The 26,791-nt window shown below is 36.0% G+C and carries 33 protein-coding genes and 1 tRNA gene; 18 read left to right on the top strand and 16 right to left on the bottom strand.

From position 1 onward, the window contains the following. Window positions 1-80 precede the first annotated feature (80 nt). The 3 genes from ABXT67_RS05000 to ABXT67_RS05010 all read left to right on the top strand — a co-directional run bounded on the left by ABXT67_RS05000 (window position 81) and on the right by ABXT67_RS05010 (window position 3,750). Entirely contained in the window at window positions 81-2,807 is a 2,727-nt protein-coding gene (locus ABXT67_RS05000; protein ID WP_415376185.1) for a PD-(D/E)XK nuclease family protein, read from the top strand. Next, window positions 2,807-3,652, top strand: a complete 846-nt coding sequence (locus ABXT67_RS05005; protein ID WP_415376186.1) for an alpha/beta hydrolase family protein — start codon at window positions 2,807-2,809, stop codon at window positions 3,650-3,652. Before ABXT67_RS05000 ends, ABXT67_RS05005 begins: the two co-directional genes overlap by 1 nt. A 24-nt stretch (window positions 3,653-3,676) precedes the next feature. After that, window positions 3,677-3,750 (top strand) — tRNA-Ala (locus ABXT67_RS05010). A 283-nt stretch (window positions 3,751-4,033) separates the two neighbouring features. On the opposite strand, the gene ABXT67_RS05015 is transcribed toward ABXT67_RS05010, so the two are convergent. Both ABXT67_RS05015 and ABXT67_RS05020 read right to left on the bottom strand, forming a co-directional pair. Further along, a complete protein-coding gene (locus ABXT67_RS05015) occupies window positions 4,034-4,804 on the bottom strand; it encodes a universal stress protein (protein ID WP_415376931.1) in 771 nt (256 codons plus the stop codon). Window positions 4,805-4,852: 48 nt separating this feature from the next. Beyond that, complete coding sequence (locus tag ABXT67_RS05020; RefSeq protein WP_415376187.1) at window positions 4,853-5,644, bottom strand: universal stress protein; 792 nt, start codon at window positions 5,642-5,644, stop codon at window positions 4,853-4,855. Window positions 5,645-5,689: 45 nt separating this feature from the next. Between ABXT67_RS05020 and ABXT67_RS05025 the strand changes: the two genes are divergently transcribed. Further along, window positions 5,690-6,190, top strand: a complete 501-nt coding sequence (locus ABXT67_RS05025; RefSeq protein ID WP_415376188.1) for a GNAT family N-acetyltransferase — start codon at window positions 5,690-5,692, stop codon at window positions 6,188-6,190. A 139-nt stretch (window positions 6,191-6,329) separates the two neighbouring features. Continuing rightward, window positions 6,330-7,664, top strand: coding sequence for an MATE family efflux transporter (locus ABXT67_RS05030; protein WP_415376189.1), 1,335 nt, complete (start codon window positions 6,330-6,332; stop codon window positions 7,662-7,664). 390 nt (window positions 7,665-8,054) lie between these two features. Here the strand turns inward: ABXT67_RS05030 and ABXT67_RS05035 are convergent, their stop codons facing one another. From ABXT67_RS05035 to ABXT67_RS05070, 8 genes are all read right to left on the bottom strand, one after another. After that, window positions 8,055-8,228, bottom strand: a complete 174-nt coding sequence (locus ABXT67_RS05035; protein ID WP_415376190.1) for a hypothetical protein — start codon at window positions 8,226-8,228, stop codon at window positions 8,055-8,057. After that, entirely contained in the window at window positions 8,225-8,371 is a 147-nt protein-coding gene (locus ABXT67_RS05040; RefSeq protein ID WP_415376191.1) for a hypothetical protein, read from the bottom strand. Before ABXT67_RS05040 ends, ABXT67_RS05035 begins: the two co-directional genes overlap by 4 nt. 107 nt (window positions 8,372-8,478) lie before the next feature. Continuing rightward, window positions 8,479-9,069: a LytR/AlgR family response regulator transcription factor gene (locus ABXT67_RS05045; protein WP_415376932.1), complete on the bottom strand. Its 591-nt coding sequence runs from the start codon at window positions 9,067-9,069 to the stop codon at window positions 8,479-8,481. A 112-nt stretch (window positions 9,070-9,181) separates the two neighbouring features. After that, window positions 9,182-9,358, bottom strand: a complete 177-nt coding sequence (locus ABXT67_RS05050) for a hypothetical protein (protein ID WP_415376192.1) — start codon at window positions 9,356-9,358, stop codon at window positions 9,182-9,184. Window positions 9,359-9,385: 27 nt separating this feature from the next. Then, the gene (locus ABXT67_RS05055; protein WP_415376193.1) at window positions 9,386-9,619 is read right to left on the bottom strand and encodes a hypothetical protein; all 234 of its coding nucleotides are present in this window, start codon (window positions 9,617-9,619) and stop codon (window positions 9,386-9,388) included. A gap of 10 nt (window positions 9,620-9,629) precedes the next feature. Further along, window positions 9,630-9,950, bottom strand: coding sequence for a histidine kinase (locus ABXT67_RS05060; RefSeq protein WP_415376194.1), 321 nt, complete (start codon window positions 9,948-9,950; stop codon window positions 9,630-9,632). A 107-nt stretch (window positions 9,951-10,057) separates the two neighbouring features. Continuing rightward, complete coding sequence (locus ABXT67_RS05065; protein WP_415376195.1) at window positions 10,058-10,456, bottom strand: tetratricopeptide repeat protein; 399 nt, start codon at window positions 10,454-10,456, stop codon at window positions 10,058-10,060. 234 nt (window positions 10,457-10,690) lie between these two features. Then, entirely contained in the window at window positions 10,691-10,942 is a 252-nt protein-coding gene (locus ABXT67_RS05070; RefSeq protein WP_415376196.1) for a hypothetical protein, read from the bottom strand. Window positions 10,943-11,859: 917 nt separating this feature from the next. Between ABXT67_RS05070 and ABXT67_RS05075 the strand changes: the two genes are divergently transcribed. The 4 genes from ABXT67_RS05075 (at window position 11,860) to ABXT67_RS05090 (ending at window position 13,904) form a co-directional block, all read left to right on the top strand. Further along, window positions 11,860-12,312 (top strand): 6-pyruvoyl trahydropterin synthase family protein, encoded by a 453-nt coding sequence (locus ABXT67_RS05075; protein WP_415376197.1) that lies wholly within the window; start codon window positions 11,860-11,862, stop codon window positions 12,310-12,312. Window positions 12,313-12,389: 77 nt separating this feature from the next. After that, on the top strand, window positions 12,390-13,148 hold the full coding sequence (locus ABXT67_RS05080; RefSeq protein ID WP_415376198.1) for a UDP-2,3-diacylglucosamine diphosphatase: 759 nt from the start codon (window positions 12,390-12,392) through the stop codon (window positions 13,146-13,148). 294 nt (window positions 13,149-13,442) lie between these two features. Then, complete coding sequence (locus ABXT67_RS05085; RefSeq protein WP_415376199.1) at window positions 13,443-13,625, top strand: alpha/beta fold hydrolase; 183 nt, start codon at window positions 13,443-13,445, stop codon at window positions 13,623-13,625. Between the two features lie 93 nt (window positions 13,626-13,718). Next, complete coding sequence (locus tag ABXT67_RS05090; RefSeq protein WP_415376200.1) at window positions 13,719-13,904, top strand: hypothetical protein; 186 nt, start codon at window positions 13,719-13,721, stop codon at window positions 13,902-13,904. A gap of 206 nt (window positions 13,905-14,110) precedes the next feature. On the opposite strand, the gene ABXT67_RS05095 is transcribed toward ABXT67_RS05090, so the two are convergent. Next, a complete protein-coding gene (locus tag ABXT67_RS05095; RefSeq protein ID WP_415376933.1) occupies window positions 14,111-14,266 on the bottom strand; it encodes a peptidoglycan-binding domain-containing protein in 156 nt (51 codons plus the stop codon). A gap of 223 nt (window positions 14,267-14,489) precedes the next feature. Continuing rightward, the gene (gene recJ, locus ABXT67_RS05100) at window positions 14,490-16,178 is read right to left on the bottom strand and encodes a single-stranded-DNA-specific exonuclease RecJ (RefSeq protein ID WP_415376201.1); all 1,689 of its coding nucleotides are present in this window, start codon (window positions 16,176-16,178) and stop codon (window positions 14,490-14,492) included. 114 nt (window positions 16,179-16,292) lie between these two features. Between recJ and ABXT67_RS05105 the strand changes: the two genes are divergently transcribed. From ABXT67_RS05105 to ABXT67_RS05125, 5 genes are all read left to right on the top strand, one after another. After that, the gene (locus ABXT67_RS05105) at window positions 16,293-16,883 is read left to right on the top strand and encodes a carboxymuconolactone decarboxylase family protein (protein WP_415376202.1); all 591 of its coding nucleotides are present in this window, start codon (window positions 16,293-16,295) and stop codon (window positions 16,881-16,883) included. Window positions 16,884-17,193: 310 nt separating this feature from the next. Beyond that, window positions 17,194-17,409, top strand: coding sequence for a hypothetical protein (locus tag ABXT67_RS05110; protein WP_415376203.1), 216 nt, complete (start codon window positions 17,194-17,196; stop codon window positions 17,407-17,409). A 300-nt stretch (window positions 17,410-17,709) separates the two neighbouring features. Further along, window positions 17,710-18,648, top strand: coding sequence for a TonB-dependent receptor plug domain-containing protein (locus ABXT67_RS05115; protein WP_415376204.1), 939 nt, complete (start codon window positions 17,710-17,712; stop codon window positions 18,646-18,648). An 84-nt stretch (window positions 18,649-18,732) separates the two neighbouring features. Then, entirely contained in the window at window positions 18,733-19,167 is a 435-nt protein-coding gene (locus ABXT67_RS05120) for a hypothetical protein (protein WP_415376205.1), read from the top strand. Window positions 19,168-19,231: 64 nt separating this feature from the next. Beyond that, window positions 19,232-19,417: a hypothetical protein gene (locus tag ABXT67_RS05125; protein WP_415376206.1), complete on the top strand. Its 186-nt coding sequence runs from the start codon at window positions 19,232-19,234 to the stop codon at window positions 19,415-19,417. A gap of 50 nt (window positions 19,418-19,467) precedes the next feature. Here the strand turns inward: ABXT67_RS05125 and ABXT67_RS05130 are convergent, their stop codons facing one another. The 4 genes from ABXT67_RS05130 to ABXT67_RS05145 form a co-directional block, all read right to left on the bottom strand. After that, window positions 19,468-19,605 (bottom strand): hypothetical protein, encoded by a 138-nt coding sequence (locus ABXT67_RS05130; protein ID WP_415376207.1) that lies wholly within the window; start codon window positions 19,603-19,605, stop codon window positions 19,468-19,470. A gap of 219 nt (window positions 19,606-19,824) precedes the next feature. After that, window positions 19,825-20,496: a 16S rRNA (cytidine(1402)-2'-O)-methyltransferase gene (rsmI, locus tag ABXT67_RS05135; protein ID WP_415376208.1), complete on the bottom strand. Its 672-nt coding sequence runs from the start codon at window positions 20,494-20,496 to the stop codon at window positions 19,825-19,827. 95 nt (window positions 20,497-20,591) lie between these two features. Next, a complete protein-coding gene (locus tag ABXT67_RS05140) occupies window positions 20,592-22,256 on the bottom strand; it encodes a SusD/RagB family nutrient-binding outer membrane lipoprotein (RefSeq protein WP_415376209.1) in 1,665 nt (554 codons plus the stop codon). Between the two features lie 27 nt (window positions 22,257-22,283). Continuing rightward, complete coding sequence (locus tag ABXT67_RS05145) at window positions 22,284-23,093, bottom strand: hypothetical protein (RefSeq protein ID WP_415376210.1); 810 nt, start codon at window positions 23,091-23,093, stop codon at window positions 22,284-22,286. A gap of 188 nt (window positions 23,094-23,281) precedes the next feature. On the opposite strand from ABXT67_RS05145, the gene ABXT67_RS05150 reads away from it, so the two are divergent. From ABXT67_RS05150 to ABXT67_RS05165, 4 genes are all read left to right on the top strand, one after another. Beyond that, the gene (locus tag ABXT67_RS05150) at window positions 23,282-23,941 is read left to right on the top strand and encodes a thymidine kinase (RefSeq protein ID WP_415376211.1); all 660 of its coding nucleotides are present in this window, start codon (window positions 23,282-23,284) and stop codon (window positions 23,939-23,941) included. A 27-nt stretch (window positions 23,942-23,968) separates the two neighbouring features. Then, window positions 23,969-25,078 carry an alanine racemase gene (alr, locus tag ABXT67_RS05155; protein WP_415376212.1) on the top strand — a complete coding sequence of 370 codons (1,110 nt, stop codon included), beginning with the start codon at window positions 23,969-23,971 and terminating at the stop codon, window positions 25,076-25,078. An 80-nt stretch (window positions 25,079-25,158) separates the two neighbouring features. Further along, window positions 25,159-25,560 (top strand): large conductance mechanosensitive channel protein MscL, encoded by a 402-nt coding sequence (mscL, locus tag ABXT67_RS05160; protein WP_415376934.1) that lies wholly within the window; start codon window positions 25,159-25,161, stop codon window positions 25,558-25,560. 229 nt (window positions 25,561-25,789) lie between these two features. Continuing rightward, window positions 25,790-26,779 (top strand): aspartate-semialdehyde dehydrogenase, encoded by a 990-nt coding sequence (locus ABXT67_RS05165; RefSeq protein ID WP_415376213.1) that lies wholly within the window; start codon window positions 25,790-25,792, stop codon window positions 26,777-26,779. Window positions 26,780-26,791 lie beyond the last annotated feature (12 nt).

Raw genomic sequence — 26,791 nt, forward strand, 5'->3', positions numbered from 1 at the left:
ATTTTTGTTTGAATATATACAACACAAAATAAAATAAGAAACACCTGCTAAAATTTAGATCCGTTTGTTATTTTTAAAGGATGGTAGCATTCCTTGAAGATTCTCTCCAATACCTTAACAATAAACACGAAGATCTAGCTTCGCTCACGATTATACTTCCCAGCAAAAGAGCTGGAGGCTTCCTGCTCAACTATATTAAAGGTCAAACAACTAAAACCAATTTTGCTCCAAGAATCATTAGTATTGAAACCTTTATTGAAGCCGTAGCAGAGCTACAAATCATAGATAGTACTGAGTTATTATTTAAAAGCTACGAATCGTATTTAAAATTAGAAAGCATTAAAGAAAAAGAATCTTTTGATTCCTACAGCAGCTGGGCTACAACTCTATTGGGAGATTTTAATGAAATTGACCGATATTTACTCGATGCTCATTCCTTCTTTAACTATTTAGAAGCAGTACAAGATATTAATCACTGGTACCTTCAAGATGAAAGAACCGAATTAATTCAGAAATACCTAAACTTTTGGGAAAGCTTAGCATCTTTCTATCATCTACTTACCACAAGCCTTACAAATGAACGGTTGGGGTATCAAGGACTCGTATATAGAAAAGCCGCTGAAAATATTGAAACCTATTGTAATAAGAATAACTCACCGCATATATTTCTTGGTTTTAACGCCTTAAACAATGCCGAACAACAGATCTTTAAAGCCATATTGAAATCTCCAGTAAATGATGTTATATGGGATACAGACAGCTATTTTATGGAAGACAAAGGACACAGTGCCTCCCTCTTTCTTAGGAAATACAAAAGCACCTGGCCTCATTATGAAAACAATGCTTTTAATTTTATGCACTCCAATTTTGTAAAACAAAAAAATTTAACCTTTACTGCTGTTCCAAAAAATGTTGGCCAGGCAAAACACGTTGGAAATTTACTTTCTTCCTATACAAAAGAGCAATTAGATTCAACTGCGGTAATACTTGCCGACGAAAACCTACTCATACCGCTATTGCACTCTCTGCCCGACAATGTCCAAGAAGTAAACATTACTATGGGTGTTCCTTTAAAGTCATTTCCATTCTCCGTGTACTTCGAATTATTACTTGGAACCAAAAACAAGAATAATGACGAACTCTACTATTATAAAGATGTTATTAATTTGCTCAATCACCCATTTATACAAATTTTAATCTCTGATAGTCTGGAGATCATAGACAAAATAAATACCGCCAATAGCACACATCTTTCAAAAGAAGCAATTCTTAGTTTAACTGTAAAAGAAAGTCGTCCGTTTTTAAATATAATATTTAAAAAATGGGACGATGGACCTGATGCTATTCAAAATTGTATAAATCTATTGGGCTTCGCGATTTTAAAAACCTCCAAAAATACTATTGAATTCAACGTCCTTCAAAAATTACACGAGGGCCTCACTCAAATTGGCGAACTTGATCAGAAATTTTCTTATCTAAAATCACTTCAATCTATTGAAAATTTGTTCAGTCAATTTTTAGCAACTTCAACACTCGATTTTAAAGGAGATGCATATCAAGGACTGCAAATTATGGGAGTGCTCGAATCACGTGTTTTAGATTTTAAGAATGTTATTTTAACTTCAGTAAATGAGGGTACATTACCCTCAGGTAAGTCAAACGCTTCTTTTATAACGTATGATTTAAAAACAGCCTACGGACTCCCAAAATTCACCGAAAAGGATGCTATTTACACCTATCACTTTACCCATTTGCTTCATAGGTGTGAAACCGCAACCTTTATTTATAACACACATTCTGAAGGGCTCAATACTGGTGAAAAAAGCAGGTTTTTGCTTCAATTAGAAACAGCAAATTTAACTACCCACAAAATAACACACAACCTCGTTGCTCCCAAAGCAACCATTAGAATCCCAGAACTAAAGAAAATTGAAAAAACCGATGACGTGCTGCGCCGTATTAAAGAAATCGCAAAAAAAGGATTTTCTCCGTCGGCATTAACAAACTATATCCGAAATCCAATTGATTTTTATTTCAATAAAATTTTAAACATTAACGACGTTGAGGAAGTGGAAGAAACTATAGCAGCAAACACCATGGGGACCATTGTGCATAATGCCTTAGAGTATTTATACAAGCCTTTAATCAATACTGAACTAACCATAGTTGCTTTAAAAATAGTCAAATCTAAAGTAAGTAAAGAAATAGCAAAACAATTCGAAACCGTTTTTAAAGGAGGCAATTATAGTACTGGAAAGAACCTGCTCATTTTTGAAGTAGCTAAAAAGTACGTTTTAAACTTTATTGATCACGAAATTAAAAATATTGAAGCTGGAAATAAGATTACCGTTCTTCGTTTAGAACATGATTTAATCATTCCAATACAGATTCCCCAATTAGATTTTGAGGTAAACATTCGAGGAAGCGTAGACCGTGTCGACAAATATAATAACCAACTAAGGATCATTGATTACAAAACAGGAAAAGTAAACCAAAGTGAAGTCGAAATAATAGATTGGAGCGTTTTACGAAAAGATTATAAATACAGTAAGGCTTTCCAAGTATTGACATATACCACCATGTATAATGCCAACAAAGCCAGCACAGATACTGAAGCAGGAATTATTTCATTCAAAAATTTATCTGGTGGGTTTTTAAAATTTGGAATTAAGGAGTCTGTTGGTAGTCGTAAAAAAAATCAAAAAATCGACCAAGAAGTTCTAGCGCTATTTAAAGAAGAATTAATCCAATTGATTTTAGAGATCTGCGACCCTTTAATTCCATTTATCGAAAAAGAAATAAAATAATGATGCAGATAAAGAAAAACAATGTGCTGCGTAACTCTGAAAAAAAACCGATACTCTATGATGTTTATTTTAACAAAACCAACACTACTAAGCCAATCGTTATTTTCTGCCACGGTTATAAGGGTTTTAAAGATTGGGGAGCATGGGAACTTGTTGCGGAGTATTTTGCCAACGAAGGATTTTTCTTTTTAAAGTTTAATTTTTCACATAACGGAAGTACACTTGAAGAACCCATCGATTTTCCAGATTTAGAGGCTTTTTCGCAGAACAACTATACCAAAGAACTTGACGATCTTGAGCAAATTATAACCCATATTTCCAGTACAAAACAATACGATCAAGAGACAAATACAAAGGACATTAACTTAATTGGACATAGCCGTGGCGGTGGAATTGTTCTCATAAAAGCAGAAGAAAACACAGGGGTAAAAAAAGTAATTACATGGGCCGGAGTTAGCGATTATAAATCAAGATTTAATATTGGGAGTGACCTCTTTAATAATTGGAAATCTACCGGTAGATTTTATGTAACTAACGGACGCACAAAACAAGAGATGCCCCATGATTGGCAATTCTTTCAAGACTTCATTACAAATGAAAATCGATTAACAATTCAAAGAGCAGCCGAAGTTTTAAAAAAACCCCTACTCATTATTCACGGTATAGCAGATCCTACAGTCTCGATTGATGAGGCTAAAAAACTACAAGGGTGGACTATAAATAGTCGTACTCATTTTGTAGAAAATGCAAATCACGTTTTTGGAGCAAGCCATCCTTGGGATACCAATTCATTACCCAATCATCTTGAAGAAGTAGTTAAAAAATCTTGTGAATTTCTAAAATAAATAGTCTAATTTAGCAACATATTTGGGGGATTAGCTCAGTTGGCTAGAGCATTTGGCTGGCAGTCAAAGGGTCATCGGTTCGAATCCGATATTCTCCACCTTGTTCTCTGAAGCTCCGTTTTTTTTTGCGGAGTGTGGGGGAACTGTTCAATTAAAGACCCTATTTAAAAAATATCCAACAGGGCTGCAATACACAAGTCTACTTAAATAAAAAATATTAAGGACAGTCCCCTTTAAGTAAATTCATAAGAATCTTGTACCACCAGAAGCATAAAAGGACAAATCCCAATTGATGATTTGTCCTTTTATCCTTTTGACTTTTTATAAAACTACGCTCTCTCCTTTAAAATCAATAGTGGTTGTGTAGTAAAAAACTCCTTTTTAGAAATTATTCCGTTTTGACCCAATAGTTTTTTTGAAAAACCCATCCTTATTTTTACGTTGCAAGACACACAAAAGTTCCGGATTAAATGCTGAGAAATGCTCTGTGATTCCCTGGAATACCGTTGCGTTTTCCGAAATTTTTATATGCTCAGCGATTGCCATTAATTCAGGTTGTAATGTTCTGTAATTCTCGGCAGTATCAGGTGTTACAACACGAAACACATTTAGTTTAGCGTTGAAATGGTCTATAAATGATACTAGCGTGTCTGATGCTTCGGTAGATTCGATTTTTGCATTTTTCATGGCAAATAAGATAGCGTCAAACCTTCTAAAAAGATAATCTTTAGGAACTACAATTAATGGTGTTTTAGTTTGTCTTATAATCTTAGTAGTAACGATTCCTAAATATACCTCATCTTTAATGCTCGTGCTTTGTGGAGACAGCACAATCAAATCTATTTTAAGTACCCTAGAAAGTTCTGCGATTCCTTCAAAAATATCACCCCCAATAGGTTTAGAAACCACCTGTACATCCTGAGTATTTGTGTTTTCTAAAACCTCCTTTAAGATTAACTCTGTGTTTTCAGTCTTAATGTACGTAACATAAATTCGAGCATTATAAATTGCCGCTAAACTTGTAGCATAACGTAGATTGGTGATTCCGTTTTCAACAGAAGCTACTGGGACTAAAATATTTTTTATTCTCGAGCATAATTTTATTTCAGCACCAATAGATTTTCTATAAATGACAGGAAAAAGTACTGCTATTTTGAGGGTTACATGTCAAACTAGCTGACTATTGACTTTTCGATAAAATTATTGAGCTGTTAATATTAGTAGTGGTTTCGAAGTATGAAAGTCTTTTTTCAACACTACATTTTTTTCCCAGAGCTTAGAGAAAAACCCTCGATTTCTTCTTACCACACAAAGCATGTCTGGACTGTTTGTCTGGAAGTACTCTAATATCGCTTGAAATGTTGTGGCGTTTTCGGTTGTTGTGTAGTTGTTTTTAAGTTTCTCTAACATACTACTTACTTTTTTCATTTCAGTCGTACTATCTGGAGTTTTTACGTGCAATAGATTTATCTTCGTTTCAAATTTACTCGCAAATTTTCTTAGAAGTTTTAATGCTCTTTTGTCTTCGATTGTGCCATTCTTAAATGCCATTAAAATAGTTTTTGGCGCTTTAAAAACGGCTCCTTCTGGCACAACCAAAGCTGAGATATTTGTGTTTTTAACTAGCTTTCCAGACATCTTCCCAAGATATACTTCTTCTCTAATAGAGTTACTCCTAGGCGAAAGCACCATTAAATCTACAGGTACATGTTTGTTAAACCGCTCAACAGATTCCACAATAGCGCCCTTGATAGGATGAGAAATAACAGTCACGTCCTTCTTATCCACTTTTGATAATACATCCTTCAAGATGTTTTCACTATCCTCTTTCATTATCGTGTTTACTTTTGATAAACCACCCACTTTAGAAAGCTCTTGAAATACAGAAATCACATATACATACGCATCTAACTCTTGTGCGAGATCAATTGCATATTGTAAATTACTCACTGCGTTTTTGTTGGAACCAATGGGAACTAAAATGTTTTTCATGCTAAAAGAAGTATTTTTGTGCTTCGGCAAAATTAATCCTAAAATATGATACGAAAAGCGAAACCTTCAGAAATTGTTGAACTAATCACAATAACGAATGCTTGTGCAGTAAAAATGGCTTCAGAAGGTATTTTTCAATGGGACGAAAACTATCCTAACACACAAGCGTTTGAAAAAGACCGCATTAGTGGCGAGTTGTATGTTCTTATACATCAAGATACCGTTATTGGTTGTATCACAATTTCAACCAAAAAAGATGAAGAATATAACCAGATATCTTGGCTAACCGAAGACAAACTGAATTATTACATACATAGACTTGCGGTACATCCTGATTTTCAACGCTGCGGAAATGCAAAAAAATTGATGGATTTTGCTGAAATGTATGCAAATCAACAAAAGGCCATTTCGATAAGACTGGACACCTTCAGTAAAAATCTCAGAAACCAAGAGTTTTATAAGGCCCGCGGTTATACCCAATTAGACGATGTTTATTTTCCGAGACAAACAGAGTTCCCTTTTCATTGTTATGAATTACCCCTATAGGCAATTTAATGGAGCAATCCCAAAAACCTTAAGAATTTTCCTTAGCGTTACGCAGTTTAAAGAGCGCAGTTAAAATCTATGAGGTCTTCCTATTTATAGTAGGGAAAATAGATCGCAAAGTGTAGCTTTGCAATCCTTAATGAGCACAACTAATATTTCGTTTAAAAGAATCCAACAGCTTGCAATTCCTGCTATTATTGCTGGGATTGCAGAGCCTGTACTTTCGAGCACAGATGCTGCTGTGGTAGGCAACATCTCAGAATTTGGAACTGAAAGTTTGGCCGCCGTAGGGATAGTGGGTGCGTTTTTATCCGCACTTATATGGATTCTTGGGCAAACTCGTAGCGCTATATCGGCAATAATTTCTCAAAATCTGGGCGCAGGAAAAATTGAAAACCTAGATGGATTTCCTGCACAAGCCGTCTATTTTAATGTGGGGCTAAGCATCGTGGTTCTTCTTTCTACATACTTTTTTGTAGAGGAAATCTTCTCGCTTCTAAATGCTGAAGGTATCATATTAGACCTCAGCGTCGCGTACTACGATATTCGAGTTTGGGGCTTTCCTTTAACGCTTTTCACGTTCGCTGTTTTTGGAATTTTTAGAGGATTACAAAATACTTTTTGGCCTATGGTAATAGCGGCGATTGGCGCTGGAGTAAACGTAGGACTTGACTTTTTGTTAGTGTATGGATTAGAGGGTTATATAGAGGCTATGGGAGTTGTGGGCGCAGCGTGGGCAAGTTTAATTTCGCAGGCATTAATGGCTGTCTTAGCACTTATACTGGTCTTAAAAAAAACCGCAGTATCGCTCCGTTTAAAATTTCCGCTACACCCCGAAATAAATAGATTGGTCTCCATGTGTTCTAATTTATTTCTCCGCTCGGTAGCGTTAAATGTTGCATTAATATTATCCACACGAGAAGCCGCAGGACTTGGGAAAGAAGTAGTTGCAGCGCACACTATTATCCTAAATATCTGGCTATTTACAGCATTTTTTCTGGATGGCTACGGCGCAGCAGGAAATATCTTAGGCGGAAAATTAATGGGTGAGCGCGATTTTAATACACTTTGGAAATTGACAAAAAAAGTCCTTTTATATAACCTCATCGTAGCATCTTGTTTAGTAATCATAGGTTTCATTTTCTACGAATCCTTGGGGCAGGTATATAATAAAGACCCAGAAGTTTTAGCTATCTATTCCAGTGTGTTTATCTTGGTGTTAATTTCGTTACCGTTTAACGCTATAGCTTTTACGCTCGATTCAATTTTTAAAGGCTTGGGAGAAATGGGATATTTGCGCAATGTGCTTTTAGCTTCTACTTTTTTAGGCTTTGTTCCGGTATTGTTTGCTTCTAAACATTTAGGATGGGGATTGTGGGGAATTTGGATTGCCTTAATTGTATGGGTGGCTTGGCGCGGGGTTGCACTCGTAATTAAATATTTCAGGAAGTATTTACCGCTTGTGAGTGACTAGTAGGAAGTGATTAGGGTGCTCCTCTTGTACTAAGTGGTATTCGTTTTTGTTACTATTAAATTGACAAAGAAGTAAGTGCTAAAATGATCTGAAAAATATTTTTTATTTTTATGTGTTCATTAATTACAGGATTCGGCTGTAATTAAAAAACCCAGAAGATTGCTCCTCAATAATACCCTGAGCTAACATTAAACTTAATTCATATATATAAAAACGGGTTGATAAACCCGACCCGATTTCATATTAAAGATGGCCCTTAACAAGCCTTTTTTCTCAGTAAAAATTATTAAATACTTGACAATTTCGCCATTATTTCTCTATTAGTATTAGTCTAGTTACACCTATACATTCCGCTTCTTTTAAATATTATTAACTCAATCATTAAGAAAATTAAAGTTCAGATAATTTTAAGGTTTTACCACAATGATCACTGCTTATTTTAAAAATTACATCTGCTTTTTTACTGCTATCTGCCCATCTTACTTCTTTACCCATAGTACAAGTAATAATTATACTTCCTCCTTTATTTAGACTCACAAAACCACTTCCCGTGTGGATGCTCACTTTTTTACCCGTATCATTAACGAGTTAAAACTCGCTACGGTGATCGCTGTCTCTGCTTGGGTTGTGTTTGCATCTGGCTCGATGGTTGGCAAATTAAATCCTGAAAACAATACGATTGCTAAAATTGCTGCTACTGTTTTCATGATGTTTGTGTTTTAAATTGTAGTGCTAAACTAAAGGTTAGCGATCATTAAAGGTTTTGCAAATTGCTGAAACCTCATTTTGAACTGCTGAAAAGCGCTTATAGCGATTAAATACTGCTCACTAACTGTAAAAACTCCTCGTGTTTTTCTTTAGAAATGGATACTGTTTTGTCGTTGTCCATAACAATATAGCCGCCATCGCTTTTTACATGTTTTTTAATGTGCTTTAAGGGTTTGCTAATACACAAGTCTTCCTCTTCTATAGTTATTATACTTGTGCACATGCCATCTGCTGTCAGCATAATGATATCTTTAAAATTCACAAACTTGATTCCGTCATTTACGGGCAAACCTATTTTTTCAAAACTATTGTTTGATAAGCTCTGTTTTAATTCTTCTAGTTTTATTTTTATATGACTTTTACTTAAAAAATCGATCGCCTTATCTACGGCTTCCTTTACCTGATTAGGGCGTACTGGTTTTAATAAATAATCTATTGCCGATAGTTGAAACGCCTGGATAGTATACTCGCTGTAGGCGTTTGTAAAGATAATTTCAAAATTTACAGCGTCTTTCTCTATAAAGTTTAAAATCTCTAGACCAGAATGTTCTGGAATTTCAATATCTAGAAAAACAATACTTGGCGCTTCTTCTTTGATAATGGCTACGCCGCTCAAAAGATCTCCAGCTTCAAAAATCTATGTGGTTTTTGGGCGGTTTTCTTCTGCCAAAATTCGCGACAAATTGCGCGCTTTAGGCTCGTCGTCTATAATTATAGCTTTCATTTTTGGATCGGTATTTTATATGCCTTTAGGCTGTTTTGTCAATGCTTTTATTAGTTGGAATGCTTAATATAACGCGCATTCCTTTTGCGCTGCCGTCTTCCTCAAATAGATCCACAATCTCAACCCCTATTTTTCTATCCTTTTCATAACTTAAGAGACTTAATCTATTTTCTGTGGCCTTTTTGGCAAATGAAGCAAGCATATACTGGCTTTGTGATTTAATCGCAGCTTATCGTTCTCGGCCCACTCCATTGTCTTCTATATAACAAGTTATCGTTTTATCACTTTCATTTGTAAATGTAATCGGAAGTTTTCTGCCCGTTTTTCGATGTAGCAACCTATGTTTTAATGCGTTCTTTACATAAGGTTGTATTAACATTGTTGGGATGTGTAGCTGCTCTTTATTTATTTTTTCTGAAACGGTCAAAGTATACGATAGTGTGTCTTCAAAGCGCAATGCCACAAGCTCTCGATTACATCTCTAAACTCTCGATTTTATCGTGTATCGTCAGGGTTCCAGAATCACTATGTTGTAAATACTTTCGCATTAAATCGGCAAATTTGCCCAAATAATCTCCTGCAAGGTTCTTCTTGTTTAAAATGATATATTCTTGAATACTATTAAGTGCATTAAAAATAAAATGCGGATTCATTTGCGCCTTTAAGGCTTTGAGTTCGCTATCTCTATATTGTTTTTCTAGCGCCAATCGTTTTTGAGTTTCGTGCAGTTCTAAAATGATAATTTCGGCTTTCTTCTTCGCTTTTATTCTACTAAAAGACAACAAAGAACTCAATAATCTAAGCCCTGAAATAACTATGGTACCAATAAGAAAATATCGGTCTCGAGTGCTTTTTTCTTGTGCTAATGCGGCATTGGCCTCTGCGGATTCTTTTTCAGCTTCTATTTTTCCGTTTCATATTTGATTTGCATCTCTACAATGCGCTTTTTGTCTTCTCTTGAGTTATTAGAATCTTTTGCCGCGTTATATAGAACGTTGGGATCATCTGCCTTGGCCTGCTGTCCCAGAATGCTGTGCGTGATATATAATTGCTGATTAATCTCTTTCCTGTAAAGCAAGGGGCCTAGTTCATCATAAAGCGCTAAAGCCTCTTCTAATAACGGCAGTGCTGTTTTGTGATTGCCTTGCATAGACTCAACCTGAGCTAGTTGGTATGTAGAAGAAACCACAGAACGGGTATCCTCTATTTTTTTAAAAAATGGTAGCGACTCCTTAAATTTCTGCTTTGATAATTCATGTTTTTTCTGAACCCTATACATAGCGCCTAATGTTCCCGTCATTAGCATTTTTCAATAGGTAAAATCTGTCTGCTCACAAATCCCAATGGCTTTATTATAATAGATTTCGGCATTTTTATAATCTGCTAAATGATTATAAGCGTTCCACACATCAAAATAAAACCTACCCTTTCTTTTCGTTACCTAGTCGTCTTTTACCTCTTCAAGATTTTTTAACGTTATCTCAAGCGCCTCCTCTAAAAAATTAGTGTCCCGGTAAGCAATGGCAAGATCACTTTAGGACAACATGCGGTCAGCCTTAGGTGCTTTTGCGGCATCTAATAATTTGACTGAAGCTATAGCTTCACGCAATGACTCTTCAAAATTTCCTAGTCTTTTGTAATGCTGTGCAAGGTTTCTTCTTGCTGTTCCTTCTAGATAGTTGCGTTTTATTTCTACTGAGAGCGCAATTGCTTCATCTACTAATGGACCACATTCTTTTGTGGCAACCGTTCGTTTTAAATAAAAAATGTCTAATAATCGCCGCACTCGCAAAGAGTCTTTTGCTGGCTCTTATTTTAATAACTGCTGGATACTATAGATTTATTTTTGTTGTGCGTAGTCTGTGGGTGTAAAAAACAGGCAGGTAAAGAATAGTGCAAATGGCAGATGTTTCATAAAAATTTAGTTGTGGGTTTTACAAAGATGCAATTAAGACCCCCGTTCTTGACCGAGTATCTCCTGAAACACCCTTTTGAGTTTGTAAAATAGCGTCTCGTTATTTATCGAATCTAAATATAAAACATTTAATGCAATCTATTCTTACTTCTAAAGCATCACCCAAGTTCTCTACTCCTATAAAATATCAAAAACCGAATCGTGCATTCCAGAAACCCAAAATCGTATTTTAGAAGTTTTGACAAAATTGTAACCACATCACCTGCTATGTTTGTCTCCTAAAACCACTGCACATTTTATTTATACCCTCGCGTGTTTTTTCTTCTCTTGTGACGAGGCAAAGCTTTAAATGAATTCGATATAAAGCAATCATAAAGACTGAATTATACATAAAAAACATGTTGGATCAAATGACGGTTTTGACTTTTAAAAAATTAGACCTTCTCTGTAGAATAGTTTCGACTGAAAAAGTACTTCAGAAAGAACGTTAAAAATTACAACTCAAGTTTTAACTCCTTTAAAAAATTAATTCTGAAATAAACTGACACGGTATACTAAACGCGAAAAGTCTAAATAATTAAACGGCAACCATCTATTTTATAAGTATTTTTACAAAAAAAATCGCACTTCATGGAAGTTTTTGAATACCTAACTGGCAAGGGAGGATTGATGATTCTAGGAATGATTGTCATCATTGCTTTTCTCTACAAGAAGTATAAAAACTATTGTTATTTCAAGGATATGGAAAAGCGCCGAAAAAATAAAAATAAGTAGGCTATCTTTGTAGGATGAGTAAGATTCGCATTACAAAACAATTTTCTTTCGAAACCGGCCACGCCCTTTATGGCTATGATGGCAAATGTCGCAATGTACACGGGCATAGTTACAAACTTTCGGTAACCGTCATTGGAACTCCAATAAACGACAACAATCACGTAAAGTTTGGGATGGTAATAGATTTCACCGACCTCAAAAAAATAGTTAAAGAAGAGATAGTCGATGTTTTTGACCACGCTACTGTTTTTAATAAAAATACGCCTCACGTTGAGTTAGCAAAAGAATTAAGTGATCGCGATCACAATGTTTTATTAGTAGATTATCAACCCACTAGCGAAATGATGGTGATTGATTTTTCTGGAAAAATAAAACTAAGACTTCCTGAAAATATTCAATTACATTCCCTTCGTTTACAGGAGACTGCTTCCAGCTATGCCGAATGGTTTGCGACTGATAATATCTAATACAGTTATTAACTACACTTTAATTCTACAATATTCAGTAACCAAAAACTGAATACTAGATTTACTATCTTTACCCAATGCAAATCCCTCACGGAAAAAAAGTTTATTTCTCAAGCGACAATCACCTAGGTGCTCCAACTAGCGAATTGAGCCTGCCTCGTGAAAAGAAATTTGTGCGCTGGCTTGACGAAATTAAAGAAGATGCCGCGGCTATTTTTTTGCTAGGAGATCTTTTTGATTTTTGGTTTGAATATAAAACAGTAGTTCCTAAAGGTTTTGTGAGAGTTCTAGGGAAACTTGCCGAAATTAGCGACAGCGGAATCCCAATTTACTTTTTTGTTGGAAATCACGACCTTTGGATGAAGGAGTATTTTGAGAAAGAACTAAACATTCCTACTTATCGCGACGTGAAGGAATTTACTTTTAACGACGCCGTTTTTTTAATAGGTCATGGCGATGGAAAAGGTCCTGGAGACAAAGGCTATAAAAGAATGAAAAAGGTCTTTACAAACCCGGTTTTTAATTGGCTTTTTAGATGGTTTCACCCTGAGTTAGGAATGCGACTGGCTCAATATTTATCCGTTAAAAACAAATTGATTTCAGGAGATGAAGATGAAAAGTTTTTAGGAGATGAAAATGAATGGCTAGCCCTATACGCCAGGCGAAAGCTAGAAACAAAACACTATGACTATTTTGTTTTTGGACACCGCCATTTAAATATGGAAATACAAGTGGGCGAAAACGCTACCTATTACAACCTTGGCGACTGGATAACACAATATACTTACGGTGTTTTTGATGGTGAAAATTTCAGCTTAAAAACCTTTGAAGGCTGAAAGAAGAAGAAGTTTCCCTCCTTTTCGAGAGCGTTAATGCGTTTCAATATTGTTTGCGAACACCCCTGACTAAAACAAGAATACGCTACTATTCCTTATCCTATTGCTGTAAATCAATGTGACATCTTGTAGTCCTTATAAATCCACTTCTATGAAACCAGACCGGATTGCCTGCGACTCTTTTAGAAAACAACAGAAGTCGTTTTCATCGCAAAGTGAAAATATTAAATAAACATACAAAAGGGAGGGTGATGTAATACTACTGGTTGTCTGTATCGAAATATAATCGATGAATTGTCCAAAACCCATCGGGTACTAGTGCCAGATATGTTAGGCTACGGCAGTAGTGATTCTCCTCAAGGAGATGAAATTTATTACGAGAAACAGCAAGCGAAGAAACTTTTAGTACTAATAAAATCTTTAAATATAGCGCATTGGACTCTAGTTATGCGTGATGGTGGTGGCTGGTGGAACTAGGAATTGACCAAGGAAGATGTTTCAAAAAGTGATCGACTTGTTATTTTAAATATTGTTATTTCTGATTTAGGTTTTACTCTTCTCATACGCTTTATGGCAAGAAAAACTATGGGAGCATACCGTAATGGGATTACAACAAACCAAATGCTCAAAAATTTATTTAAAAGTGGAATGAAAGAAAATAACCTCAACAAACAAGGTATTGAAGGATACAACAAACCACTCAAAGAAGAAAAAAAAGAATGTATTACTTCTTTACGCAAACCTGTAATTCCTTAGCAGTATATGGTACCCCGGCGAAAAATTTAAACGTTCCAGCAACAGTAATTTGGGAAAGTAACGACTAGCTTTTACATTGGGAGCCAAAAAAATAAGACATTATTTCTGAGCGAAAAATTTCAGAATAAGATATTTGCCTTTTAGACCCAAGGCATTTTATTCAAGAAGAAAAACCTGTTTAACTTACCCAATTAATACAGCAAATATTAGAAAATTAATGCATCCAAAGTTAAGGCGTCCAGTTTACCATCAGGGAATAGACTGTTTGTCGCTTCAAACTTCTTCAAAGCTGCTTGTGTGGCATCGCCATCACCTTCGGGATTACGCGCGTATATGTCATTAGCAATCAGCTCATTGATTATTTAACTATTTAGTTTTTCAACGGCTTCGTGATAATTTAATAGTAGTGCCTTATCAGCATGATCGTCAGACACATTAAAATCGGTAGCGTAACGATAGTTGGGGGGATTAAATCTATGCCAAGTGTGGTAAAAATTATAGCTCATTATACCTGCGATTATGGCTAATAAAAAAATGACTGCTTTCAGTTTTTAAAAAGGTTAGTACGCTAAAAGATACTAAAATTTAACATTTTATATCTTTTAGCCGAAGCTGTAAATTCACATTTCCTTGCCATTCATTTTCATCAATCACATACGCAGCATTAAAAAAGTTACTCGAACAAGCTATCTCCTTTTTATCTCCCATTCCGAAACCAATACAAACAAATTGCTGAATCCCTTGTTTAACCGTTAATCTAAGGTGTGTTTTATCTTCGCCTACACATTTACCATAGCCCGTTTCTTTTAAATTTTTAGTTATGAAAAGCGGTGTTGAATTTCCAGGTCCAAAAGGTGCAAACTGTTTTAAGATTCTATAAAATTTTGGAGTGATATCTGCTAAATCTAACTCCATAGCAATATTTAATTCGGGTTGTAATAATTTGGGGTCAATCGTAGCGGCAACAACCTCTTCAAACTTGTTTTTAAAATTTTCATAATTTAAAACTTCAAGTGTAAGTCCCGCTGCATATTTATGCCCTCCAAACTGTTCAATAAATTCGCTACACGCTTCTAATGCATTATAAACATCAAAGCCAGAAACAGAGCGTGCAGAAGCCGCAAGTTTATCTCCGCTTTTGGTAAACACTAAGGTTGGTCTATAATAAGTTTCAGTCAATCTAGAAGCTACAATGCCAATGACGCCTTTGTGCCAATCTTCTTTATAAACTACGGTTGTGCTTTTGTCCTGTTCTTTGTTTTTTTCAATTTGTAAAAGTGCTTCTTTGGTAATTTTTTTATCTGCTTCTCTTCGGTCTTGATTGAATTGTTCAATTTCCGAAGCCCAAACAGCAGCTTTGTTTATGTCTGTCTCTACTAATAAAGTCACTGCATGGTTGCCGTGTTTCATTCTTCCAGCAGCATTGATACGAGGAGCGATGATAAAAACGACGTCTGTAATTGTTAAGGTCTCTTTCTTTACTTGTTTCAGAATTGCCTCATAACCTGTTCTTGGCGCTGTATTAATGACATTTAAACCGTGATACGCTAGGATCCTATTTTCTCCTATTATTGGAACAATATCTGCGCCTATTGCGGTTGCCACAAGATCTAAATACAACACTAAATCATAGATGGTTTCTCCCCGTTTTGAACCCAGTGCTTGTATTAATTTAAAACCAACACCGCAGCCGCAAAGTTCTTTGAAAGGATAGTTGCAATCGTCTCTTTTCGGATCTAAAACTGCCACTGCCTTTGGGATTTCCGGGCCTGGCCGGTGGTGATCACAAATAATAAAATCGATGCCTTTTTGTGTTGCATAAGCTACTTTATCAACGGCTTTTATACCACAATCAAGTGCTATTATTAAGCTGAAATCATTGTCTTCAGCAAAGTCGATTCCTTTATAAGAAACTCCATATCCTTCCCCATAACGATCTGGAATATAGGTTGCAATATTAGGGTAATATGATTTTAAATAGCTAGATAATAGTGCCACACTTGTCGTGCCGTCAACATCATAATCTCCATACACTAAAATATTCTCGTTATTAGAAATTGCTTTTTCCACACGCGCTACAGCAAGATCCATATCCTGCATTAAAAAAGGGTCGTGCAAGTCCTTTAAAGAAGGTCTAAAAAAGCTTTTTGCTTGATCAAAGTTTTCTATCCCTCTCTGTATTAGTAATATTGCAATTTTTTTAGACACCCCTAAATCTTGTGCTAGTTGTGCTGCTTTTTCCTGGGCTACCCTTGGCAATATATTCCATCTCATAGAATTGGAAATGTACAAAATCTAGCCTTCTTTTATTTAAAGAAGATTATTTTTTTATGAATTTGTCTTTTGTTTCAGGGAACAGTATCTTCGACTAAAATATAAAACAATCCCATGCCATTAGTAACGCCACTTTCAATCAATCACGACGAAACAACGCAAGAGCTTGCAAATTTCTTTAATGAAACACTAGGCTTTTGCCCAAACAGCGTTTTAACGATGCAACGCAGGCCTGCTATTAGCCGTGCTTTTATCAATTTGAATAAAGCAGTAATGGCAAACGATGGCCGCGTAACCTCCGCCTTAAAAAGAATGATTGCTTGGGTAAGTAGTAATGCCACCGGTTGTCGTTATTGCCAAGCGCACGCCATTAGAGCTGCAGAGCGTTACGGAGCTGAACAAGAACAGTTAGATAATATTTGGGAATACCGCACACACCCAGCATTTAGCGAAGCTGAACGTGCCGCATTAGACTTTTCGCTCCAAGCCTCGATGGTGCCAAACGCTGTTGATGCTGAAATAAAAGAACGCCTTTACAAATACTGGGACGAAGGGGAAATTGTAGAGATGCTAGGGGTTATTTCACTTTTTGGTTACTTAAATAGATGGAATGACTCTATGGGAACCTCCATTGAAGAAGGTGCTGTTGAAAGTGGCGATCAATATTTAGGGAAACATGGCTGGGAGAAAGGGAAACATGTTTAGTCTTCAGTGCGCAGTTGACTGTTGTAAAAATCAGAAAAACGAAATAGGGAGTTAAAGCGCAATACTCCTGTGAAAATTAAAAATAAGATGCTCTTTAAAACATTTTATTTTTAATAGAGGGGTTGAAAAAATAGCTCCCATTAAGTTATGGTGGTTGTTTTAGAAAATTGAAACCCTTTTCCGATTTTAATTTTCCAAAAATTTACGGTTGAAACTTCGCAAGGAACCGTAACCGTTCTAGACACACAGTTTAATGTAAAACAAAGGGGGGGGCTTTTTTAATGGGCATTGCTATGAAGGATCTGTAAAAGTGATTCATAATTTTGAAGAGGTTATTTTGAAGCCGGGAGAATATGTCTCAATCTTTAATAATGAGTTTAAATTTGGTGCTGATTCTTTAGATATCTATCCTAGCTGGACAAAAGGGCTCATCTCCTTTAAAAGCATACCCTACTCAGAAGTTTTAGAAGAATTAGAGCATCAGTTTGATATAAAAATTGAAACACAAAACGTTACCATCTCGTAATTATTTACGGGTCAATTTTCTAATAAAAATTTAGAACAAGCGCTAAACACCATTACTTGGCCTTTACGATTAAACTATACCATCAAAGATAAAACAGCATCAATATCAGGTGAATAAAAACTATATTACCAGTGTGTTTTTAGTAATATCTGTTTTTTATAATTCGCTAAAAGCACAAAAAAAACAGACCAGCAATCCCTTTCTCAAATAATTAGCCTGCTTGAAACGCGCTACGGGAAGACGTTTTCATACATAGATGCTCAAATTGAAGATCTTAACGGAACTATTCCTTCAGAAAACTTGTCTTTAACTGAAGCATTATCAGGATTAGAATCTCAATTCCCTCTACAATTTTTTCTGTTAGAAGACTCTATCATAATTCAACATAAAGAAGCGGACTCTTTTTCTAATCAAGTTTTAAGCGAAGTACTCCTTTCGCAATACCTAGCAAAAGGAGTTAGTCTCAATAAAGACAGAAGCGTCACCATAAAACCGAAAGGTTTCAATATCATTCCGGGATTAAGCGAACCCAATGTTCTGGCAAGTGTAAAATCACTCCCGGGAATTAGCAGCACAGACGAGTTTGTTACTAACTTGAATATTCGCGGCGGCACAAATGATCAAAACCTCATTCTTTGGGACGGTATTAAAATGTGCCAATCTGGGCATTTCTTTGGGATGATTTCTGCATTTGATCCTTATATCATCCATAAAATAAATGTAATAAAAAATGGAACCTCCACAAAATTGGGCGACAGAGTTTCTGGGAGGATAGAAATGATGCTCTATCAGGAGCCTAATGATAAAGTAGATGGTAGTGCTGGGTTTAATTTAATTGCAGGAAGTGCGCTCGTAAAAACACCTCTCTCTAAAAAAATAACCCTCCAGATTTCAGCACGCCGTTCCAATACAGACCTTATAGAAACGGCAACCTATTCACAATATTTTGACCGTGTTTTCCAAGATACAGAAGTCACAAATTCTGATAACGTCGCAGATCGTTCAGTAATTAACAACCAAAAGTTTTTCTTCTATGATATTAGCGGAAAATTGTTGTTTGATCTTTCAAAAAAAGACAAGCTGAGCGCTTCTTTCATTTCTATAAATAATGAATTCAATTTTTTAGAACCAGCTGAAAACACATTGTTAAATCAAGCCTTAGAACGCGGTTTGAAACAACAAAATAATGCGGGAAGCCTTCGCTATAAAAGACAATGGAGTCCTAGGTATAACACCTAAGTTTTAGGGTCTTTATCTAACTATATCCTGCGTGGTGTCAATTATGACGTCCTCAAAGACCAACGATTAGAACAATTTAATGAAGTGCTCGATTTAGGGGTTAAAATTGATGGGGACTACGCAATTTCATCTTCCCAAAAATTAATAGCAGAATATCAGTTTAGTGAAACTGGTGTTACAAAACCTGTGGGTTTAAATGAGCCGCCACTGTTCAATTCTATTAAAAGAGTGCTCGATACACACGCCGGATATGTTGAATATAATCGTTCGTCAAAACAGACCAACATTGCCCTTGGGGTTCGCGCAACAAATTATCCTAAGTTCTCTAAAACTTTCATCGAGCCTCTGGTTAATGCAAGTTGGCAGTTTTTAGAAAACGTTAGACTTCGTCTTTTAGGCGAATTAAAACATCAAGCAACCACACAAATAATCCAGCAATCAAACGATTTTTTAGGCATTATAAGACGCAGATGGGTTATCGCAAATAATGACGATATTGCCATTGTTCAAAGTCGGTAAGTTTCCTTAGGGAGTACCTTTAATTATAATAAATGGCTTGTTAGTGCAAGGATATCTTAAAAATGTGGACGATGTAAACTCAAGATCGCAGGGGTTTAGAAATCAGTTTCAGTTTGTAAATACCAATGGGAAATATCAAGTGAAAGGGCTTGATATTTTAATTCAGAAACGCTCTAGAGCAGTACGCTCTCGGTTAGGATATTCGGTAAGCGAAAACACGATTACTTTTGAGGAACTCAATAATGGCTAGGCATTTCCTAATAGTGTTGACATTCGCCATGTTATTACATTTAATAACAGCTACACGTTTAAAAAACTAAGTGCCGCGATAGGCTTTAACTGGCATACGAGAATTCCCACCACCACGGTTTTAGGGGAGTCTTCAATACCCATTTCTGCCCAAGAGTTACAATTTAATAGCCCAAATGGAGAATGCATCGACACTTTTTTTAGAACCGATGTGGCATTAAATTATTCCTTAAAGGTTTCAGAAACGTTAAAAAGTACGATTGGTTTGTCTGTCTAGAATGTCTTTAATCAACAGCAAACTATTGAAAGTTATTACGCAAATATTGGCGGAACAGGCAACGCAGTTTGAGCAAGAATCATTGGGCTTGACACCAAATTTAAGTGTGCGATTGTTTTTTTAAAATATCTTTATTTCTTTCCTGCAACAATAATCACAATCTCGCCTTTGGGTGGCTTATTCGTGAAATGTGCTAATACCTCAGCGGCAGTGCCGCGAATGGTTTCTTCGTGCAGTTTTGAAATCTCTCTTGATACCGAGACTTGGCGATCCTCTCCAAAATAGGTTGCAAAATGTCCCAATGTTTTCAGTAGCTTATGCGGAGATTCATAAATTATCATTGTTCTAGTTTCTTCGGCAAGTGCTAAAAAACGTGTTTGTCGGCCTTTTTTTGCTGGGAGAAATCCTTCAAATACAAACTTGTCATTAGGCAATCCACTATTTACTAATGCAGGAACAAAAGCTGTAGCACCAGGCAAACAATCTACTTCAATACCCGCTTCCAAGCAGGCGCGCGTTAATAAAAATCCTGGGTCACTAATTGCAGGGGTTCCTGCATCGCTTATTAATGCAACCGTTTCTCCTCCTTTAATCCTAGCAACAATCCCTTCAGTAGTTCTATGCTCGTTGTGCATGTGGTGGGAATGCATTTGGGTGGTGATTTCATAATGCTTTAAAAGCTTTCCACTCGTGCGGGTATCTTCTGCCAAGATTAAATCTACGTTTTGCAATATTTCAACAGCTCTAAAAGTCATGTCTTTTAGGTTTCCAATAGGCGTGGGTACTAGGTAAAGTTTTGACACGGGAATAGATTTACGATGTGCGAATTTATTTAACTTCAGTTAAATCGTACCACATTACAAAATAAATTGAAATGAAATAATCAGAGTTTTAAAAATTAGTCTATAAATCCTGCTGGATTAGTATCCCAAAAAACTTGTTGGGTTAATGGGTGTTGTTCTATATTTAAATTATAAAGAACAGCCTGTAAAGGGTAATAAAAGGATCTAGGAAAGTCCTGAGAAGGAATAAACGGTGCCTGAAGTTCTGGTTTACCAGTTCTTCTGTATGCGTTATACGTTTCAAAGCCATTACCAAATGCTGCTATATAATATTCTCGTTCAATAATTCCTAGCTTTACATCAGCTGTGGATGCATTGTATTCGTTTAAAACTCGAGTTACATAGTCTTCAATTTGTACATTTGACATTGCCAGATCTATACTAGACGTATTTGCATCAAAGGTTATTAAGTTTTCAGCTGATTCTCTAACTTTTTGCATGCTTTGTCTAATACCACTTTCTAAATAGGCAATATCACTACCGTTTGTTCCTAATGTAAGCGCATTTTCCGCTAGTAAGAAATTAGTATATGAAGACAATAAGAAAGGCGTTATACCTTTGCCATCTAAATCATTACTATTATCTCTTAATCTTAAAAAGGCATCATTGTCAAATTCTCCTCCTACCGGATATACGCCATAAAAAGTTCTTCTTGAGCCGTCATTAGGGATGCCTTCGTCATCTCCGTGATCTCTTCCCCAATATAAATTTCCAACATAGCAATATTCATATTCTGGGTTCCCGCTACAGGGTAAATTACTTCCATTAGGTGCACTATCCCTTTGTCTGTAAAAATAATATCGTGCTCTTGGGTCTATGACTCCTGTCTCTATAAATGGAGGGGTTGCATCGCCAACGTTCATGTAATCAAATAAATTATTACTCATATAGCTATCAGCATTTGGGCCGTTTGGAAATAAGGGATGATTTACAAAAATTTCTGGGTTTAAGCTATAATCAAAGACAAAGTCCTCCTCTGGCGAATCAATTATATTGGTATTTAGCAAACTATTAATTTGTTCTCGAGCGACATTGCTGTTAACTAACCTCAAATTAGTATAAGCCCTTAACTTTATTGTGTTTGCAAGAGCAATCCATTTATTTCTATCAAAATCACCATAATATTTATCTATAGGAATGTCAGACACCTCTGCACTCAAGTTTTGTATCGCTGTCTCTAATAAAGATAAATGTGCATCATATACACTACTCGCGCTGTCTATCGCTGGGCTTCCATTTGCGCCCACATTAAAAACATCTGTGTATGGAACATCTCCAAAAAGATCAACAAGATTTAAAAACGCATACGATTGTAATACTTGCGCCACTCCTAAATGATAAGAAATATTTGTTCCTTCTTGCTCATTTAAAAGACCCAAAAGGATTGTTTCTTCTAAAAGGATGTAAGATTGAACCCACAACAAATCACTAGGGCTAGCACTGCTGTTGTAGTCACCAAATAAGTTGTTTTGTCTAACAAAAGCCATCAAGCGTCTGTTCGACGACGAAAAAGCAGAGCGAAACCTATCCTGAATTTTTCCAATAATTTCACTTGGATCACCCACCAAGGGTATCTCATCTGGATCATTTATATCCCCAATTGGGACATCCATAGGATTTTCCTGTTGCACCGGTAAGGTCATATCATCGTCATCTCCACAACTAATAAGAAACAAAAACAATACGGCTAATAATAGAAATAGGTGAGTTCTAAATTTCATGTTTTTTGTAAATAATCAAAATGCAAATTAATTAAATTTTTTCTCAACAATCGCCATAAAGCGATCTGTAAACTCATCTTTTTGTAACCAATAATTATAATCTGGTTTTACCTGTCCTTTAATGAAGCTGTCCGCTTCTTCAAAAGACTGAAACGTATTAAGTTGGGACAACACTCTTTGATAATCATCTGCACCACCATCAAACAAGTGTTTAATAAAAGCAAGGCGGTCATTCAAGCCTATTTTTAAAGATCCCCTCACGGCGTCGTTAATAGATTTCGGTTTTTCTGAAATCCCCTTATCGTTTATTAAATTACTTGAACCCGATGGGGCGTCAACTCCTTTTGATGGTGAGCGCTCAACAAGAGTAACTTCTTGTGGTATTTCTACTGGAGGCACTATCGTTGTTTTTCTTTCAAACGTAGGGGTTTCTTGATACCTTGAAGCAAACTCTTCTAGGTCGTTTTTTATATGTTTGTTCTTTGGTAAAATTTCTTCTAACAAGTCATCCACCTTTTGAGATTCAAATGGCATTTGAGCTATTAAGTCTTTAATTTTTTCAATTAAAGGCTCTACAATTTCTTCTTTATTTTCAGGTTCTGGGACGGGCTCTGGTTCTTTAAACCAATTTTCCTCTCGATAGCTTTTTGAATCTAAAGCAGAAGTTGGAGAGTGGTGTTCTTCATCGTTATTTTGAGCCTCTAAAAACTCTAAAACAGATAGTTTTTCAAGTAATTGTGTGACCTCTTTTTTAATTTCTGTAGTATTAAAATCCTCTTCAGAAATCAGTAGTTTTTTTGCCAATTGTTGGATTTGTGAGCCAAGTTTTTTTTTCATCTGTAATCAATTATTTTAAGTATAAGAAGGATGTAACTTTCCAAGGTATTTTATTTGTAGGCATAATATTAGTTAATCACATTTCATAAATTTACAGTTTACCCTTTATGCTCCGTTTTGTTTTTATAAATTTACACAACCTTTCTTACAAAACGAAAGGGATTTCCAATTTCGTCTAAAACTTAACTATGTTTCTTGAAAATACCGTAAATCAGAAAGAACAATTCGGCTGGATCGAAGTGATTTGTGGTTCTATGTTTTCAGGTAAAACTGAAGAACTAATCCGAAGGCTAAAGCGCGCAAAATTTGCACGTCAAAAAGTAGAAATCTTTAAGCCTTCTGTTGATACTAGGTATGATCATGATGAGGTGGTATCGCACGACAAAAATCAAATACGTTCCACTTCAGTTCCTGCTGCTGCAAACATACCTATTTTAGCAGACGGCTGCGATGTTGTGGGAATTGATGAGGCACAATTTTTTGATGACGAAATTGTAAAAGTGTGCAACGATCTTGCAAATCGAGGCGTACGTGTAATTGTTGCGGGACTTGATATGGATTTTAAAGGAAATCCCTTTGGCCCCATGCCGGCCCTTATGGCAACTGCTGAGTATGTTACTAAGGTACACGCTATCTGTCCTCGCACTGGGAACCTTGCTAATTATAGCTTTAGAAAATCTACCAATGACCGCTTGGTGCTTTTAGGAGAAACCGAAGAATACGAGCCGTTAAGTAGGGCTGCTTTTTACAAAGCCATGCTTCGTGATAAAGTAAGAAAAATGGAAGTACAAGATCCGCAAAAAATAGAAAGTAAAAAAACCGTTAAAAAATTAGGTAAACAAGCATAAAATCAACTTCTTTTATTTAGAAATTCTATGTCTAAAGCTTCTGAAACTGTATTAGAAATTGACCTTAACGCATTGGCACATAATTACAATTACATTACTTCAAAACTAGAAAAAGAAACTAAAGTAATGGCAGTAGTAAAGGCGTTTGGCTATGGCAGCGATGCTGTAATGGTTGCAAAAGAATTAGTTGCCCTTGGAGTTTCCTATTTTGCCGTAGCCTATGCGAAAGAAGGGGTTTTGTTAAGAGATGCAGGAATTACAACACCAATCTTGGTGTTACATACATTGCCATCAAACTTTGACAGCATTATAAACAAATGCTTAGAACCTAGTATTTATTCTAAAAAAATACTGAAACAGTTTGTAGCGTTTGCTGAACAAGAACAACAACGCAACTATCCTATTCACTTAAAATTTAATACTGGATTAAACAGACTAGGATTTACTGAAGAGGAGCTTCCAAATATCCTAGAAGAATTAACAGGCAACCAACATGTAAAAATAAAGTCTGCTTTTTCCCATCTTGCGGCGAGTGAAGATAAAAATGAAATAGATTTTACAAAAAGGCAACTAAACAGCTTCAAGCGTATTAGAGAAAGTCTGCTTTCGGCAGTATCCTATCGTCCATTTTTTCATACTTTGAATACTTCTGGAATACTGAACTTTCCCAGCCACCAATATGATATGGTCCGCACAGGAATTGGTTTGTATGGTTTTGGGAACGATCTTATAGAGAACAAAAAATTGAAACCTGTCGCGACTTTAAAAACGGTGATATCTCAAATTCATACCTTACAAAAAGGAGATACGCTAGGCTACAACCGTGCATATAAAGTGCAAAACACAATGAAAACCGCCACCTTACCAATAGGTCACGCAGACGGGATTTCTAGAGCCTTTGGAAATGGCATTGGCTGGGTAACAATCAACGGTCAAAAAGCACCTATCCAAGGCAATGTTTGTATGGACATGATTATGGTGGACGTGTCAAATATTGAATGCGAAGAAGGCGACGAAGTAATTATCTTTGGAACTACAACAACAGCAGAAAAGCTATCCAATGCAATCAACTCTATCTCTTATGAATTACTCACGGCAATCTCTCAACGAGTAAAGCGCGTTGTTCATCGAAAATAATGGTGGTTTTTCTTAAAACAGTGTTAAGGGATTTAAAAAAATACTATCTTCATTTCTTATTAACAACAAACCTAGAAATAATGTTTAATGATTTTAAGAAATTTATAATGACGGGTAACGTCATAGATTTAGCCGTTGCGGTTATTTTAGCGGGTGCTATAGGGCTAGTCGTAAAAGGATTTGTCGCTAATATAATGATGCCCATCATTGGTCACTTTGCCGGTGGAGTTGATTTTTCCGACATGAAAAAAGTATTAGACGAAGCAATGCTTGGCGCTGATGGTGCTGTGATTACACCAGAAAATGCTATTATGTATGGAGAATGGATAAATTCAATCATTAATCTTATTATAGTAGGATTTATATTGTTTGTAATCATTAAAGCGTATAATAAAACAAAAACTCCCCCTCCTGCGCCAGCTGATCCAGGACCAAGTGAGCTTGACATTCTAAAAGAAATTAGAGACTCCCTTAAAAAATAAGTTTTAATAACCCTCGGCACCTTTTCAATTGCAACCATCATAATTAAGGTTGCTAACAGTCTTTATTTAATTTTTCTTCAAATAATTAAAGAGCATTGTGTCTAAGTTACTCTGCCCTATATGTTTAAAAAACCACCCATTTCGTTTTCGATAGGGTGGTTCTTTTTTGGGTTAATTGAAAACTATTGGTCAAATAAAAGGTGTACTTTTATTCTTACAAATTGAAAAAATGAAAATAGCTGTAATAGGTGCCACAGGAATGGTTGGCACGGTACTACTCAAGGTACTCGAAGAGAGAAATTTTCCATTAACCGAATTGTTGCCAGTCGCATCGACAAGATCTATTGGAAGGGAGCTCGTCTTTAAGGACAAGCTTTATAAAATAATAGGAATAGAAGAAGCTTTAAAAGCAAAACCTACTCTTGCAATTTTTTCCGCAGGGGGAGAAACCTCATTAAAATGGGCAACCAAGTTTGCAGAACAAGGGACCACTGTTATTGATAATTCCTCTGCATGGAGAATGGATCCCACTAAAAAACTTATTGTTCCAGAAATAAATGCCAACATTTTAACAAAAGAAGACACCATTATTGCCAATCCAAATTGCTCTACAATCCAAATGGTGATGGCACTTGCGCCGCTGCATAAAAAATATAAAATGCGCCGTGTTGTCGTTTCTACTTATCAATCTGTTTCTGGCACAGGAATCCACGCAGTAAGACAAATGGAAAATGAGGAAAATGGTATTAAGGGGGCTATGGCATATCCATATCAAATACATCAAAACGCGATTCCTCACTGCGATGTTTTTGAGGAAAACGGGTACACAAAAGAAGAATTAAAGCTTGCGAGAGAACCTCAAAAAATATTGGACGATAGAACATTCTCCATTACTGCAACAGCAGTAAGAATTCCAACATCGGGAGGTCATAGTGAAGCCGTTAATGTAGAGTTTGAAAATGATTTTGATTTAAATGAAGTTCGGCAAATTCTTATTAGCACCTCGGGCATTACACTACAAGACGACCCAAGCACAAACTCCTATCCAATGCCCATCTTGGCAAAAGGCAAAGATGATGTGTTTGTTGGGAGACTAAGGCGCGATATGACACAAGAAAACACACTCAACATGTGGATTGTAAGCGACAATCTTAGAAAAGGTGCCGCTACTAATGCGGTCCAAATAGCTGAATATTTAATGATTAATAAATTGATTTAACATGTTTTAATA

Origin of the sequence: Patiriisocius sp. Uisw_017, from assembly GCF_047731265.1 — a bacterium.
Taxonomy (GTDB): domain Bacteria; phylum Bacteroidota; class Bacteroidia; order Flavobacteriales; family Flavobacteriaceae; genus Patiriisocius.